Raw genomic sequence first — 14,973 nt, 5'->3', positions numbered from 1 at the left:
TTGCTGCATGTCCATCTATTATCCGCTCTGCTCGCAAGAGAAGAGCGGGACGGTTCCTATCGCATTAAGGGGCAACGGAACGGAGCACCGTGCAGCCGCCTTCCAGCGTGTACGCGCCGAGGTTCGCCGGGAGAAGGAAGCATTCTCCGGCCGCCAGCGTCAGCTCTTGATCGGCCCAGCGCAGTGTGCCCTTGCCTTCGCATACGACGAGGATGACGAAGCTGTCCGCCGTCGTGGACAGGCTCCACGGCTGCGTGACGATGCCTTTTTCTACCCGGAAGTATGGCGATTCCGCCAGCGTCAGCCATTCATTCGGCTCCGCGTTGTCGGTCTTCATCCGGGTCGCGCCAGCGCCTTCATAGGCGATGACATTCAAGGAATCCTCGATGTGCAGCTCGCGCGGCTTGCCGTCGAGGCCCGGACGGTTATAGTCATACAGGCGGTATGTCGTGTCGGAGTTCTGCTGCACCTCGGCGACGACGACGCCGGCGCACAGCGCATGCACCGTGCCGGCCGGAATGTAGAAGGAATCGCCGGCTTGGACTGGAACCTCCTGCAGCGCCTCCATGATGCGGCCTTCCGCGATTGCTGCCGCCAGTGCCTCGCGGTCGACTCCATCCTTCAAGCCATAGATGATCTTGGCTCCTGGCTTGGCATCGAGCACATACCACATCTCGGTCTTGCCCAGCTCGCCTGTCGGCAGCCCTTCATAATCGTCGGTCGGATGCACCTGCACCGACAGATCATCGTTGCAATCGAGCAGCTTGATCAGCAGCGGGAAGCGGCCGTTTTTCTCGGAGAAGCCCTTCAAGCCGAACCATTCCTTGCCGTATTGCTCGCGCACTTGATCGAGGCCTTGGCCGGCCAGCTCGCCGTTGATAACCTTCGTCGTTCCGTTCGGATGGTCTCCGATCATCCAGCCTTCGCCGATATGCCCTTCCGGCAGATCCAGGCCGAATTGGGTCAGCGCGCGGCCGCCCCAGACACGTTCCTTGAACTCAGGTTGAAACTTCAGTGGGTATGGTGTTGTCATGATGTCTCTCACTCCCGTTATCTCTATTTGGTGGTCGTATGGAAAATTCAAGCCACTCGCCGTCCGGCACCTTGAAAAAAAGTAGCGGCTGCCGTTCGGCAAAGTGACGATTTCCTGATCAATAAGCTCGACGGAGCCGAGCGACTGAATGCGGGCCAATTCGGCATCGATATCGTCAACGGTGAAGGCGATATGATGAACGAGTCCTTCGGCCGGGAGCGCCTCGCGGCAGCCTTCGATTAACTCGATCCCGGATTCATCCGTTCCCGGGAAGCCGAGAAAGGCGAGGCGAAGTACGCCATTCGTATGGGTCAGCGTCCGCGTCGCCGCGCCTGAACCGCCCTGTCTTCTATGGTTATTGCTCCGCGCTTCGGGAGCGTGCCTTCTCGACCGCGATGACGTAAGGCGCCTCCGGCCGCTGGAGCATGCGGTAGACGACTGCCTGGCCTCTGGCGGCGGGCAGCGTCTCCGCCCAGGCGCGGACGGCGTCCGCTTCACGGTCGCCCCCGGCATGGCCCGGGTACACGACGGCGGTCAGCACCCCGCCCGGACGCAGCAGCGTCAGGGCGTCCTCCAGCGCCGCCAGCGTCGTGGACGGCTCCGTCATGACGCGCTTGTCCGCGTCCACCGCCGGCAGATAGCCGAGGTTGAACATGACGGCTGCCGTCGTTCCGTGCCATGCCGGGGGCAGCGCACAGGTCATCGCTGCATGGCTGTGCTGCAGCAGCTCGACCTGCGCGCCGCCGTCCGCGCCGAAGGCATCCTCCAGGCGGCGGCGGGTCAGCTCGAGCGCCGCCGCCTGGATATCGAAGGCCGCGACCGACCCGCGCGGCCCGACGAGCCGGGCAAGGAAGAGCGTGTCCACGCCGGTGCCCATCGTCGCGTCCACGGCGCGGTCGCCCGGCTGCACGCGCTCCTTCACGGCCTGCTGCGCGAAGCTGAGTACGGAGAGGAAGCCCATGTTAGCTCTCCCTCCACAGCTTGCCCTGCCACGTATCGCGGCGGCGCAGCTCGGCGTCGATCGCGTTCAGCACTTCCCACTTGCGCAGGCTCCACGTGGGCCCGATCAAGAGGTCGCGCGGGGCATCGCCCGTCACGCGGTGCACGATCATCTCGGGCGGCAGAATCTCCAGCGTGTCGACGATGAGCTTCACGTATTCGTCCATCTCCAGGAAGCGGAGCAGGCCCGCTTCATACTGCTTCACCATCGGCGTCTTGCGCATGAGATGGAGCAGATGGAGCTTGATGCCCTGCACGTCCATGCGGGCGACCGCTGCGGCCGTCTCCATCATCATCTCATGCGTCTCCTGCGGCAGTCCATATATGATATGGGTGCAGATACGGATATTGTGCTTGCGCAGCTTCGCGACCGCCTCCTCATAGCAGGCGGTGTCATGCGCCCGGTTGATGAGCGTAGAGGTCGATTCGTGAATCGTCTGCAGGCCCATCTCCAGCCAGAGGTACGTGCGCTCGTTCAGCTCGGCCAAATACTCGACGACATCGTCCGGCAAGCAGTCGGGACGGGTGGCGATCGACAGGCCGACCACCCCCGGCTGCTCCAGGATGACCTCGAAATACTCGCGCAGCGTGTCGACCGGCGCATACGTATTCGTGTAGGCCTGGAAGTAGCCGATATAGCTTGCATTCGGCCATTTCTCATGCTGGCGGTCGCGAATCGTGTTGAATTGGGTAACGAGATCGTTGCGGCGGGAGCCCGCGAAATCGCCGGAGCCCCGTGAACTGCAGAAGGTGCAGCCCCCGATGGCGATGCGTCCGTCCCGGTTCGGGCAGGTGAAGCCGGCATCCAGCATCACCTTGAAGACTTTGCCCCCGAACTGGCGGCGCATCTCGGCGTTCCATGTATGGAACCGCTTGTCTCCCCAATCGAGGGGGACAGGCGGCCGTTCGAGCTTCGGATATTTCAATGATGACAAGCCCTTTCCTCATCTAAGTCGGCCTCGGAGGGAAGCAGCGGCTTCCGGCAGTCTGTGGCGTCCGGTTGCGCCTGCAACCCGCCGCCAGCCTGCCGCAGCGCGCTTGGCGAGCGGCAGGCGGCCGTGGTTTTATTGTAGCAGATCTCGCTTGAAAAGCGAAGATACGGCACCGTCCGCGGGGGGAACCGGAAGAGGGACGGAGGGGAGCCGAGAGGCTGATAATTTCGTGTTCATGTTTGAACTAGACGGCGTCTTGCTGATGTGCAGGGAAGCGCAAGGCAGGGCGATGGCAGGCGGCTCTTTACAATTGCGTGCCGGTCATGCAGAATAGAGGATTAGAGCATACTGAGGTTGGAGGAAAACAGATGCGTTTACGAGGCAAAAAAGGGGCTCCTGAGCTGCTGGAGCAATCGAAGATTGCGATCCTGGACCCTCAATCGGCACGGGGCCGCTGGCATGATATTTTCGGCAACGGCCGCCCGATCCATGTGGAGCTGGGCATGGGCAAAGGCCAGTTCATCAGCGCAATGAGCCGTCGGCACCCGGATGTGAACTTCATCGGCATCGATATGTACGATGAATTAATCGCGCGCGCCTGCGAGAAGGCCGAGACGATCCGCGGCGAGCTGGGTGTGGACACCGATGCGAACTTGAGGCTGGTGCGGGCGAACATTGAATACTTGGAATCGATGTTTGCGGAGGGCGAGATCGAGCGACTTTTTCTGAATTTCAGCGATCCGTGGCCGAAGAAGCGCCATGCGCGCCGGCGCTTGACTCATCCCCGTTTTATCGAGAAATATAAGCATGTTCTGAATGAACGCGGAGAGATCCATCAGAAGACTGACTCGGTGACACTGTTCGAATACTCCTTGAATTCCTACGCCGAGGTCGGTCTTCAGATGCGGAATATCTCGCTTGACCTGCACCGGGACGGTCCTCATCCGGATCATGTCATGACGGAATATGAAGAGAAGTTCTCGAGCAGAGGCATGAACATTCACCGTGTGGAAGTTCTGGTGGGGCGCGAGGCTTACGAGCAATACCGGGCTTCACTGCCGTTTGGCAAGGGAGGACAGCCTGTCCCGCAGCAATAAGGCGTCAGGTTAGCCGCCGGCTTGGGCGATGCCCGGAAGCCGGCGGCTTTGTCATGTCCGGCCGCAACACAAAGCCCGGTCCTGGATGCGAGTCCAGACCCGGGCGGGGAATAGGCGTATTAACTTAAGAAATGACAAGTCAGGCAGAGGAGCTGCCGGTGGGCGGCTGCTCGTATAGCATGCTCAATATGGCGTCGGCGCACGCCTTCGGATGATACCGCGAGGCGTTCAGCTCGAATTCGCGCCGGCGCGAGGCGACCTCCTCATAGTGATAGGCCAGCTTGTTCATCCAGCTCGTTATCGTATGGGAGCTCCCGATCGGTTCGCCGTATCCTTTTTCTGCAAAATAATGCAAATTCTCTTCTTCTTGGCCCGGCAACGGTTCGTAGAACAGCATCGGAATGCCTTTCGCCATCGCTTCGGTGCAGGTCATTCCGCCCGGCTTCGTGATCAGCAGATCGGATACGTCCATCAGTTGATCGATTTGTTGCGTGTAGCCAATGAGACGGATGTTCTCATGGCGGAATCTCGGGGTGTCCAGCAGGCGCTGGCGGAGCTTCTCATTGTCACCGATGCAGAACAAGAACTGGATGTCATTGCGCCAACGGGTCAGCAGTTCGCTGGAGCAGCTCGGGTCCATGAGTCCCCAGCCGCCGCCCATGACGAGGACGGTCGGGATCTCCTTCAGGCCGAAGCGCCGGCGGATGGCCGCCTTCGTATTCCGGTCATGCGTCTCCCAGAACTTCGGATGAACGGGGATGCCGGTCACCTGGATGCGTTCGGCCGGCACCCCATGCGATTCCAGCTTCGCCTGCACTTCGGGCGTCGGCACGAGATAACGGCTTACCCCGGGACTGACCCAGGTAGCATGCGCATCATAATCGGTAATGACCGTGCAGAGCGGCACATTCAGGCCCAGCCGGCGCAGCCGCGAGATGACGGCATTCGGAATCGGATGGGTGCATACAATCATATCTGGCCTCAGCTGGCGCATGACCGTCATCGCCTGCGTATAGAAGACGCGATGAAGCGCCATCGTGGTCAGCCGGTTCAATGATTTGTTATATTGAGTCCTGTACATGAAGCCGACCAATCTAGGCTGCACGGTGACGGTCTTGCGGTAAGCCTCGATAATGAGCGGAGCCGTCCGCGGATTCAAAAAGCTGCCCAACTCAATCACGCGCGTCTGCACATGCGGGGACAGCTTCCGAAGACTGACGGCCAGGGCGTGCGCGGCCTGAGTGTGTCCGGCTCCGAAGCGCTCCGACAGGACGAGAATCCGCTTCTTGCCTTCGTTATCGTGTATAAAAGCGAAGCCTGCCGGCACGGACCATGTGACAGGTTCCTCCATGTTGGTCACCCTTCTATTCTAATTAGTGTTACTGCTTGGTTGTCCGAACCCGCCTCCATTATGTCCAGAAAGAGACCGTGCCTACGGCCGCCCCGGTTCCGATCAAGGCCCCGGCCAAGCAATCGGAAGGATAATGAAGGCCAAGATACATCCGGGACAACGCCACGATCAAGGCGACGGGAAGCAGTGCCCAGGTTAGAATCGGAAAAGCCATCATAATCGGCATAACGATCGAAAAGATGGCCGTCGTATGTCCCGACGGGAAAGAATGGTCGATGAGCGGCTTGCGAAATGTTCGTATATCGGGCAGCGCCAGGTGGGGGCGAACCCGCGGGTAGCATTTTTTTATAAGGAAAACAGGAATATGGCTTACAGCCAGCGCAACCAGACACTGCCAGCCAATCCGGCTCCAAGGGTCAGGCGCGAACAGGCCAAGGATAAGCGAGAATGCGATCGTGAATGTCGCTCCCCCGAGATGAGTCATTGTATAGAGCACCAAGTTCATCCAGTGATGATGAAGACGCTGATTAATCCACAGAAACAACTGCCGTTCACGGTATCCAAGCCACGCGATAACACGGGTCAACATGTCACCCCTCCGTTATGCGATAGATTTTGATGCAATCGTAACAACTTTACATTAACAGAAGATAAGGAATTTGTGAATTTTTGATGTACCCCTTCCTGGGAGCGGCAAACATACTTAATCATATTTATATTTGCTCATGATTTCAATCTAATTTGGGAAGAGCGTACAGACCAACGGCGAAGCTTGACGAAAGCTGTTCCATCCTCCCGTTCGGTCTCTTCTGTCCGTAGGACGTTTCTCCTGATTGCGGCGGCAGCGCCTGACGGATGTTTCACTTTCGAACGCTAGGGGTAACATGGTGATAGCTGCAAGTCAGCCTTGGGAGGTTGATTTTGGACAGCAACCTTTGCGCGAGCGGTTACGTTATTATATGATGTAGGCGTATGCCCATGCGGTCCAAGGGAAGGCGGAATGCCTCTATAGTCGGGTTCGTTATCTTTTTTTGACGAAATGGGGGTCCAAAGCCATAATTTCTTAGCATTTGGACGAAAATAAAGAAAATACCCCGTCAGAGCCCGAACGCCTGCCACTTCATGATCATTTTTGCATGAAAATGAAGCAAATAACGAATGAAAGCCAATATTAGGCTTTTGACAAACGGATGCAAACGTTAGAAAATCGGGATCGACCGTTTTCTGCCGGGGTAAACATGACCGAGGCATGCCATGAAAAACAAAGAAAAGGCGTGCTTACAGAAAAAGTGAAATATCATCAGGGGTTAAAAGGGGGACACCAACATGGTGGATAAGTTATTTATCGGCTTGCAGGTGTTGTTGGCCGCGCTCGGGGTGTATCAATTCACCTTGTCGCTGTTCGGCATTTACCGTGAAAAGAAACGACAAGCCTACGACCCGCAGAAATCGTTCGCCGTCATTGTGGCCGCACATAACGAGGAAGCGGTAATTGGAGCGCTTGTCGAGAACTTGAAGCAGCTTGACTATCCGAAGGAAATGTATGACATCTTTGTCATTTGCGATAACTGTACCGACAACACGGCGGGCATCGTAAGAGAGCATGGCGTGACGGCATGCGAGCGCCACAATCCTCATCAGCGAGGCAAAGGCTATGCCATTGAATGGATGCTGAAGAATCTGTGGGAGATGCCGCGCCAATACGATGCGATCGTCATGCTCGACGCGGACAATCTGGTCAGCATGGATTTCCTGCGTGAAATGAACAATGATCTGTGCTCCGGCGCGCGCGTCATCCAGGGCTATATCGATACCAAGAACCCGCATGACTCGTGGATTACGGCCGCTTACGGGGTCACTTACTGGTACTGCAACCGGCTGTGGCAGCTGTCCCGCAAAAATCTGAAGCTGGCGAACTTCCTCGGCGGAACCGGTATGTGCTTCGAGAGCCAACTGCTGAAGGATATGGGCTGGGGCGCGACAAGCCTGGTCGAGGATCTGGAATTCACGGCGCGCTGCGTCATGAACGGCATCAATCCGGTGCTCAATTACAATGCGCGCGTATACGACGAGAAGCCGTTGACGTTCAAGGCGTCGGCACGCCAGCGTCTTCGCTGGATGCAGGGCCACTTTACGGTGGCGCGCCGCTATTTCTTCCCGCTGCTGTGGAAGAGCATCAAGGAGCGCAATATGGCGAAGTTCGATATGGCGCTCTATACGATTACGGTATACACCGTCCTGCTGACGTTTCTTATGACCGCCTTCTTGTGGGTGGACGCGGCGATTTTCAACGGGCCGAATGTAGCTACGTTCTTTGAATATTTGCCGTCATGGGTGACGGTGGTGTCGTTTGTGCTGACGTGCAGCGTGTTCGTGCTGGCGCTCGTATTGGAGGGCGTCAAGTCATGGCGCATCTACGCGTCGCTCATCACGTTCCCAATTTATCTGCTGTCCTGGTGGCCGATTACGTTCTATGCATTCTTCACGCAGAACAACAAAGTATGGAGCCATACCGAGCATACGCGGGTCGTGCGCTTGGAGGAAATGCAGGGCAAGCAGGTATCCTGATTCGGGATTATCCTGGAGCGGAAAGAATGTCTTGACAATGAATCCGCAAGAGTGATATAGTAATTGAGTGTTCAAATTGCATATGATTTTGATTAAGCAGGAGCGCCCGCTTCTCACCTGTCCGACGTAGGTTGGCTGGTTCTGACGATTTGCCGCGTTGGCGGTGTTTCACATGATGATAATTAGTCGATGTGAGGGATGTGGGCTCTTGAGCCCGCATCCCTTTTTGCATACAATAGAAGTTTGCAAGAGCGAAGTGGGAATTCGATTATGGAGGTGGCACACCATTAGCAAAGATCATTTGGTTAACGAGGAGATTCGTGCGAAGGAAGTTCGACTAGTCGGCCCGGAAGGCGAGCAGATCGGCATCAAGCCGTACCGCGAAGCGCTGCAGATGGCTTACGATGCGAACATGGACCTAGTGAATGTGGCTCCGCAGGCGAAGCCGCCCGTATGCCGGATTATGGACTACGGCAAGTTCCGCTATGAGCAGCAGAAGAAAGAGAAAGAAGCGCGCAAGAATCAGAAGACGGTCGATATCAAGGAAGTCTGGTTCCGCGCGAACATTGACGAGCATGATTTCCAGACGAAGCTGCGCAACGTCTTGAAGTTCCTGCGTGAAGGCGATAAGGTTAAATGCTCGGTCCGCTTCCGCGGCCGTGAGATTGCTCACGCCGCTATCGGTAAGAAGGTTCTTGACCGTGTTCTCGTCGAAGCGAACGAACTGTGCATCGTAGAACGCGTTCCGAAGCTGGAAGGCCGCAGCATGATTATGATTTTGGCGCCGAAGAGCACCTAAACGACCTGCCGCGCTGGAGAAGGCGGCGGGATGGATGAACACCGAACTTGAGGAGGATAATTGATTATGCCTAAGATGAAAACGCATAGCAGCTTGAAGGGCCGCTTCAAAATTACGGGTACTGGTAAAGTGCGTCGCTACAAAGCGTACCGCAACCATTTGCTTTCCCATAAATCGCAACGCCAAAAGCGCAACCTGGCAACGAGCCCAGTGATGGCAGCAGGCGACGTTAACCGCATGAAGCAGCAATTGAAAAACTTGAAATAAGCAATTCGGAGACATCGAATCGGGAGGTTAATACGAAATGGCACGAGTAAAAGGCGGATTTACGACACGTCGTCGTCATAAGAAAGTATTGAAACTGGCAAAGGGATACTTCGGTTCCAAACACCGCATCTTCAAAACAGCGAACGAGCAAGTGATGAAATCGTTGCTGTATGCATACCGCGATCGCCGTCAACGGAAGCGTGACTTCCGCAAGCTGTGGATCGCCCGCATCAACGCGGCAGCTCGCATGAACGGACTGTCCTACAGCAAACTGATGCACGGCTTGAAGCTGGCAGGCGTGGACATCAACCGCAAAATGCTGGCTGACATGGCAGTTAACGATGCCAATGCATTCAGCTCTCTTGCAGCGGTAGCCAAAGAAAAAGTAAACGCGTAAGCTGGATTCATATAGAGCGCCGCATCGCCGGGAACGGCAGTGCGGCGTTCGTTATAATACAACAGGCATGTATAATATTGGGGTGCTTCAAAACTTATTGATCCCTTCTTTTTGCAGCTTGACGCGACTGCAACTCAACTATGTATGAATCCAGTTGTTGGCTGATCCGAACCACTTCTTCATCCGTAAATTTCCCTTTAGTTCCCACCGCCTCAACTAACTTTTTCCTTAATTCGTTTATTTTATCCTCAATAGACTTAATGGCTGTTCACCTCACATGCATCTAACTCTATTGAGTGTAATGTACGTTTCAGTCAAAAATGTATAATTGTGTTACTTGCACATTTTGTCGGAAAATGAAAAAGCACCCTTTAGGTGCTTTTTCGACTACCACGGATGTATGCTGCCATGATCTCCTGAGAATGCCGCTGCCGTTGTTACAAGGATGACTGCGCAGAGAATGGATTTAACGTACCATTTTTTGAAAAAAAACTGCTTCATGCTGAAACCTCCGTTTCTTTAATGCTATGAGCATAATATGCGCTTAACTTTTGCTTCTTCGCTGTGAAATATTCAACTTAAAAAATGCTTAACGCTGCGCTTACCAAGGGAAAATTCCTCCTTGGTCGTTTCCTGATACTGCTGTTATCGTCAAGATCGTGATTGCATAAAGGGAATAGCGGGTATACATTTTTTTTATGAACTGTTTCATGCCAAATCCTCCGTTTCTCGAACACTTTGAGTAAAGTATGAGCTTAACTTTTCAACTGTCTGAATGTGCATAGGGACATTTTTTTCTAAATGGATACGCATAACCATATTCAAACATTGTTTCTCCTCAACTGTGTCGTTAACCTTTGAATAGTTCAGTGCTGCCTCTAATAAGTGATTGATACAAGTCTCATAATCACCTATAGTTAAATAATATTCTCCATTGATTTGAAGATAATCAGCGTATCTTGAACAGATTAAGGGATTGTTCTTGTTAATAACGGATGGATCTATTTTGATAGTGCTTAGTAGGTTTTTAATGCCTTCGAAGTTGTCTTGTTGTAAATACAGGCGAAGCAGTTGATTGGTAGCAGGAACGACATAATCATTACTGCATGATTTCAAGAATAAAAGGAGCTGATCGATGGATTGTTCGATTTTCCCCTTTTTAGCACTTAATAATGCTTCCATAAGTACAACGTTTTCTCGGGTGTAAGGATAGTCGAATTGTTTATATTGTAATGCATATAGTTCAGTCTGTTCATAATCTTCTAGACAATAGTACGAATTTCGAAGGATACCAAGTGCATGTACCCTATATGGATTTGAACCAGCATCTTCCGTAAGAATTTTCTTGCAGTGTGCAATGCTATCGTTATAGAGTCTCAGATTGTATGCATGAATTCCTAACTTGTAGTAAAGTTCTACCCGTTCTTGTTGGGGTAAGAAATCAGCATAATGAAGAATATACTTTCCGCTATAATACGTTTCCTTCAGTTTGCTGAAATCATTTCGTTCAATCAGGTATCGTTGATACATCCCTTTGGCGATGTAAGGCATAATTCCATGTGATCGCGAGTAGTCAATGATGAGGTTGTATAATGATAATTTAACGGAGGTATTATCAACGGAGTCAATGGATTGATAAAGCTTCTGTGTTAAGTCAAAGCTGTCTTCATTTGGAGATTCAAGAAATTTGGTTGCGACTTTTCGAATCAGTTCAATAGAACTTTCTTGCTGAATCGTTGATTGCAGAATATGTAGCAATGAATCCGATCTTTTCTCAACCTCTACGTAATAAGCAATCAATGTCTCACAGGGGATATCCAATGTCATTGCCAATGGATGAACACTCGAAAATTCTGGACGCTTTACTTCGCCATTCTCAATTCTTGATATCGTCCCTCTAGGAACACCTGATAATTCTGATAACTGAGTGAGCGTCATATCTAACGCTCGCCTTGTATCTTGGATTAGCTCCCCGATTGTTCTGACGACTGCGGCTTCCAATATCAGCCCTCCTTGCTTCATGATTTGGTTATCTATATTTTGCCATAAGAAGAATCGTATGTAAATAAGAGGTGTAGAGGGCGAGCTACATAAAAAGGAGCTGGAATTCGCTCACTGCTTATAGTGTACAGATTGCCAGCAAAACGATCGTGGGTATGAAATTCAATTGAGGCATTACCAAACTCAGGACTGCTCGGATTGCTCTCTCAAAGCAGCCTGCACCAAGGCAAAAGGAAGCGGCCATCCTACAGGCAGTAGAAACTACTTATGGGACAGCCCCTTTTTACTGTGCAAATTATTCCCAATATTTGCGGGTCGACAGCTCGCTGGCGAGCTGCTTGCTTCCCGCCCGTCTCTTCTTCCGCAGTTCTGCCCGCTCCTGCGCCGATTCGTGAAGCAGCTTCTCTTCCTCGGAGTCAGGGATGACAGGCGGCACAATCATCGGCGTGCCGTGCTCATCCACCGCTACGAATGTCAGGAAGGAAGTCGCCGCGATGGCGCGCTCGCCGGAGAACAGATTCTCCGAGACGACCTTGACGAATACCTCCATGCTCGTTCGTCCCGTCCAGGTGACATACGATTCCAGACAGACAGAATCGGACTGCAGTATCGGACGCAGAAAATCTACCGAATCGGTCGAAGCGGTTATGACGTTGTACCGGCAATGCCGCACGGCCGAGATGGAGGCCAATTCGTCGATGGCGCTCATCAGCTTGCCGCCGAACAGGGAATCATGGTTATTGACATCGTTCGGAAATACGCGGCTCGTCTTGAACACGCGGGATTCGCGGCATAGCTTGGGGGCAAGCACGGATTGATGAACATCCGTATCAGCTTTCTTCACACTCAATCGTCCTTTCCATGCATCAGCTCTTCCGCACGAATGCGGGGCAGCCTGAACGGCTGCGCTTCTCATCCTTCTATTGTACTCCAGAGCAGGGGATAAGCCAACTCAATGCCAAGGCAGACTCCCGGACCCCCGGGGCGAAGCAGAGCCTTTTCTGGTCTGGATCGACAGGGGAAAATACGGCGGCATGCCATGGAGGATTGCCTTCGGTTTCCGTTTCCATTGGCGCGTATTTTCGATACAATAGAGAGATGCGACTTCGAGAAAAGAGGGAATGTTATGATCGATTTATCCAAAGCGGAAATCCAGCAAATGGTTGTCCATCAGGTCGGAAGCAAGGCCCGCGAAGAGGGGGTTCGCGTCTCTCACGCGCTGTATGACGTGCCGAGCGACGAAGTGAAGGCGACGCTGATGAAGTACTTCATTTCCGGCTTCAAATTCGACGCCTTCTACCGCTTCCATCATGAGGCCGAGCTGCCGTTGAATGAGGTATACACCTACGTGAGCCGCATGTTTCAGCAGGCGAACTCCTTTCACGAGCAGTCCGTTCATTTGTTGAATCATCTGTACGAGCAATCCTCCCATCCGCAGATTAAGCCTGGGGAGCTGTATGTCGTTCATCTGAACAACATTTTGTACAACAACTTCAGCATCGACGCCATCGGCATCATGAAATCCGAGCATAAGGATGTCTTTCTGCAGGTGCAGGAGCGCAATCCGGAGGAGCTTCAGGTCAGCATCCAGGAAGGAACGAACATCCGCAAGCTGGACAAGGGCTGTCTCATCCTCAACGTGCGCGCGGAAGCGGGCTATTCGGTCGGCATCGTCGATACTTCGGCAGGCAAGAACAACGAAGCGGCCCGCTATTGGCAGGAAGATTTTTTGAATGTGCGGCTGCTGGAGGACGAGCATTATTTGACGGATAAATATATCGAAATGTGTACGCATTTCTACGAGGATGTCATCGCCGCCTCGGCGGAGGAACCGCCGGAGAAGAAAGAAAAGCTGGAGTTCATTCACCATACGATGGAGTACTTCGCCAAGCATGAGCAGTTCGAGGAGGAGGCCTTTGCCGAGGAGGTTATCGTGCAGCCGGAGATTGTGCCGATCTTCAAAGCATACAAGGAGACCTATGAGGAAGCGAATGAGCTGCCTCCGCTGAATGAATTTCCGATCTCCCAGGCTGCCTTGAAAAAGGCGAAACGAACGTATAAAAATAATATCCGGACCGATACGGGGGTCGAGCTGAAGCTGAAGAGCGAGAGCTTCGCTTACGTGGAGAAGGGCTTCGATGAAGAGCGGGGCATGCATTACTATAAAGTTTTCTATAACGAGGAAGAATAGATTCGCGGCTGGTGACAGCGCAGGATGAAGAGCAGATTAAGAGCTTGCGAGACCCAGATTTGAGATGGAAGGGCCATCATACAGACGGGAAGAGGCTGGTAAGAATACCTTGTATGGAATTAACCGTGAAGGAGGGATTCGCATGCATGGTGTTACGAAGGCTCAGGCTTCCAAGCTTGTCGGGAAACGGATATATGCGCTGCACAAAAACGGCTCTGTCGTGTCCGGCAAGCTGATTCGCATTTCCGGCAACCGTCTTATCATGGCGCAATCGAAGGGCAAGAAAGTAAGAACGAAAGCAATCATTCCGTTAGTTCTGTTCGACCTTTTGGCTATTGGCACGGCCCCATTCGCTTTCGGGGGATTCCCTTACGGGGGATACGGAGGATACGGAGGTCACGGGTTTGGAGGCTATCCGTACGGTCGTTTCTGGTAATCGAATCCGGCCAACCATCACATCCAAGACGAGCGGGCCACATGAGGATATGGGAGCGGAGAGCCTGGGGGGGACCCCAGGCTTTCATGCTGCCGCCGGACGGATTGGAAGGGTGTCAGCGCCTGTCCAGCGGCTTCTCCATCTCGTGGCAGGCGATCAGCTGAATATACCGCTTGAATCTGTAGCCATGCCGTTCATAGAAGCGCTGTGCTGCGTCGTTGCCTTGATCTACATAGACGCGGGAGAGGAGGCAGCGCTGCGTGCGCCCGTACCGTTCCGCCCGTTCCAGAAGCGCGGATCCGCATCCTTTGCCTTGGGCGGCGCTGCTGACGGCGAGCAGATCAATCAGCAGGATGTCGTTCTTGGCTTGGACCAGCGCGAAGCCGACGGCCTGATTTCTGCGGTTCGCTGCGACATAGGTGACGCCCTTCCGAAGCCGAACCGGAATATCCTTCATCACCTGGCTCTCTTCCCAGACGAGATTGGAATGGGGAAGCAATTCCTCCAAAATAAGGCGGCGAATGATGCGGTCATCGGAAGCGGGGCGCCGAAGCCGGATGTTCATGCCCGATTCCTCCTTTGCTGCATCGCGAATGATGTATTATATGTGCCGCCTTCGTCTCCCGTGCCGATTTCGAGTTCCTTCCGAGCCCTAGCAGAACTACGAATGAAGCAACGGTTCAAAAACGTTATAGTACGGAAAAAAGCGGAGGTTTCTGCCGATTTCGGGCATTTTATCAAGCTATCCGGCCATTTTGCCGGATGACCGGTTTACAAAATTTTTTAACACTGCCTCTTGACTCCTGCATATCGTAGGAATATAATGTTTCTAAACATTTGAAAGACATTGACCATATTTTACAACGGCAATGAAGAGGACGAAGCATAAGGGCCCTTATGAA

The 14,973-nt window shown here is 53.3% G+C and carries 16 protein-coding genes; 7 read left to right on the top strand and 9 right to left on the bottom strand.

Annotated features, from left to right (window positions below):
• Positions 1-64: 64 nt before the first annotated feature.
• The 3 genes from FLT43_RS10430 to mnmL form a co-directional block, all read right to left on the bottom strand.
• Positions 65-1,033, bottom strand: coding sequence for a type I phosphomannose isomerase catalytic subunit (locus FLT43_RS10430; RefSeq protein WP_087444949.1), 969 nt, complete (start codon positions 1,031-1,033; stop codon positions 65-67).
• 355 nt (positions 1,034-1,388) lie between these two features.
• Positions 1,389-1,994 (bottom strand): tRNA 5-(aminomethyl)-2-thiouridylate-methyltransferase MnmM, encoded by a 606-nt coding sequence (gene mnmM, locus FLT43_RS10425; protein ID WP_087444950.1) that lies wholly within the window; start codon positions 1,992-1,994, stop codon positions 1,389-1,391.
• 1 nt (position 1,995) lies between these two features.
• Positions 1,996-2,958, bottom strand: coding sequence for a tRNA modification radical SAM protein MnmL/YtqA (gene mnmL, locus FLT43_RS10420; RefSeq protein WP_087444951.1), 963 nt, complete (start codon positions 2,956-2,958; stop codon positions 1,996-1,998).
• A 374-nt stretch (positions 2,959-3,332) separates the two neighbouring features.
• Here mnmL and trmB point away from each other — a divergent pair, with 374 nt between their 5' ends.
• Complete coding sequence (trmB, locus tag FLT43_RS10415; RefSeq protein WP_087444952.1) at positions 3,333-4,061, top strand: tRNA (guanosine(46)-N7)-methyltransferase TrmB; 729 nt, start codon at positions 3,333-3,335, stop codon at positions 4,059-4,061.
• Positions 4,062-4,200: 139 nt separating this feature from the next.
• On the opposite strand, the gene FLT43_RS10410 is transcribed toward trmB, so the two are convergent.
• Positions 4,201-5,412 carry an MGDG synthase family glycosyltransferase gene (locus tag FLT43_RS10410; RefSeq protein ID WP_244194387.1) on the bottom strand — a complete coding sequence of 404 codons (1,212 nt, stop codon included), beginning with the start codon at positions 5,410-5,412 and terminating at the stop codon, positions 4,201-4,203.
• 58 nt (positions 5,413-5,470) lie between these two features.
• The gene (locus tag FLT43_RS10405) at positions 5,471-5,998 is read right to left on the bottom strand and encodes a phosphatase PAP2 family protein (RefSeq protein WP_373994960.1); all 528 of its coding nucleotides are present in this window, start codon (positions 5,996-5,998) and stop codon (positions 5,471-5,473) included.
• 740 nt (positions 5,999-6,738) lie between these two features.
• Here FLT43_RS10405 and FLT43_RS10400 point away from each other — a divergent pair.
• The 4 genes from FLT43_RS10400 to rplT all read left to right on the top strand — a co-directional run bounded on the left by FLT43_RS10400 (position 6,739) and on the right by rplT (position 9,443).
• Positions 6,739-7,980 (top strand): glycosyltransferase family 2 protein, encoded by a 1,242-nt coding sequence (locus tag FLT43_RS10400; protein WP_087444954.1) that lies wholly within the window; start codon positions 6,739-6,741, stop codon positions 7,978-7,980.
• Between the two features lie 301 nt (positions 7,981-8,281).
• A complete protein-coding gene (infC, locus tag FLT43_RS10395) occupies positions 8,282-8,779 on the top strand; it encodes a translation initiation factor IF-3 (protein ID WP_115057834.1) in 498 nt (165 codons plus the stop codon).
• 66 nt (positions 8,780-8,845) lie between these two features.
• The gene (rpmI, locus tag FLT43_RS10390) at positions 8,846-9,046 is read left to right on the top strand and encodes a 50S ribosomal protein L35 (protein ID WP_006677982.1); all 201 of its coding nucleotides are present in this window, start codon (positions 8,846-8,848) and stop codon (positions 9,044-9,046) included.
• A 37-nt stretch (positions 9,047-9,083) separates the two neighbouring features.
• Positions 9,084-9,443: a 50S ribosomal protein L20 gene (gene rplT, locus FLT43_RS10385; protein ID WP_087444955.1), complete on the top strand. Its 360-nt coding sequence runs from the start codon at positions 9,084-9,086 to the stop codon at positions 9,441-9,443.
• A 94-nt stretch (positions 9,444-9,537) separates the two neighbouring features.
• Here the strand turns inward: rplT and FLT43_RS10380 are convergent, their stop codons facing one another.
• The 3 genes from FLT43_RS10380 to FLT43_RS10370 form a co-directional block, all read right to left on the bottom strand.
• Positions 9,538-9,684, bottom strand: coding sequence for an aspartyl-phosphate phosphatase Spo0E family protein (locus FLT43_RS10380; protein ID WP_255321586.1), 147 nt, complete (start codon positions 9,682-9,684; stop codon positions 9,538-9,540).
• Positions 9,685-10,151: 467 nt separating this feature from the next.
• Positions 10,152-11,444 carry a helix-turn-helix domain-containing protein gene (locus tag FLT43_RS10375; RefSeq protein WP_087444957.1) on the bottom strand — a complete coding sequence of 431 codons (1,293 nt, stop codon included), beginning with the start codon at positions 11,442-11,444 and terminating at the stop codon, positions 10,152-10,154.
• A 295-nt stretch (positions 11,445-11,739) separates the two neighbouring features.
• The gene (locus tag FLT43_RS10370; RefSeq protein ID WP_087444958.1) at positions 11,740-12,288 is read right to left on the bottom strand and encodes an acyl-CoA thioesterase; all 549 of its coding nucleotides are present in this window, start codon (positions 12,286-12,288) and stop codon (positions 11,740-11,742) included.
• 282 nt (positions 12,289-12,570) lie between these two features.
• Between FLT43_RS10370 and FLT43_RS10365 the strand changes: the two genes are divergently transcribed.
• Together FLT43_RS10365 and FLT43_RS10360 are read left to right on the top strand one after the other, a co-directional pair.
• Positions 12,571-13,635, top strand: coding sequence for a nucleoid-associated protein (locus FLT43_RS10365; protein ID WP_087444959.1), 1,065 nt, complete (start codon positions 12,571-12,573; stop codon positions 13,633-13,635).
• Between the two features lie 142 nt (positions 13,636-13,777).
• Positions 13,778-14,071 carry a 50S ribosomal protein L33 gene (locus FLT43_RS10360; RefSeq protein ID WP_087444960.1) on the top strand — a complete coding sequence of 98 codons (294 nt, stop codon included), beginning with the start codon at positions 13,778-13,780 and terminating at the stop codon, positions 14,069-14,071.
• Between the two features lie 115 nt (positions 14,072-14,186).
• On the opposite strand, the gene FLT43_RS10355 is transcribed toward FLT43_RS10360, so the two are convergent.
• The gene (locus tag FLT43_RS10355; protein WP_087444961.1) at positions 14,187-14,636 is read right to left on the bottom strand and encodes a GNAT family N-acetyltransferase; all 450 of its coding nucleotides are present in this window, start codon (positions 14,634-14,636) and stop codon (positions 14,187-14,189) included.
• Positions 14,637-14,973 lie beyond the last annotated feature (337 nt).

The sequence above is a fragment of the Paenibacillus thiaminolyticus genome (genome assembly GCF_007066085.1).
Classification (GTDB): Bacteria; Bacillota; Bacilli; order Paenibacillales; family Paenibacillaceae; genus Paenibacillus_B; species Paenibacillus_B thiaminolyticus.
This window is presented reverse-complemented; position numbering and strand designations above follow the sequence as displayed.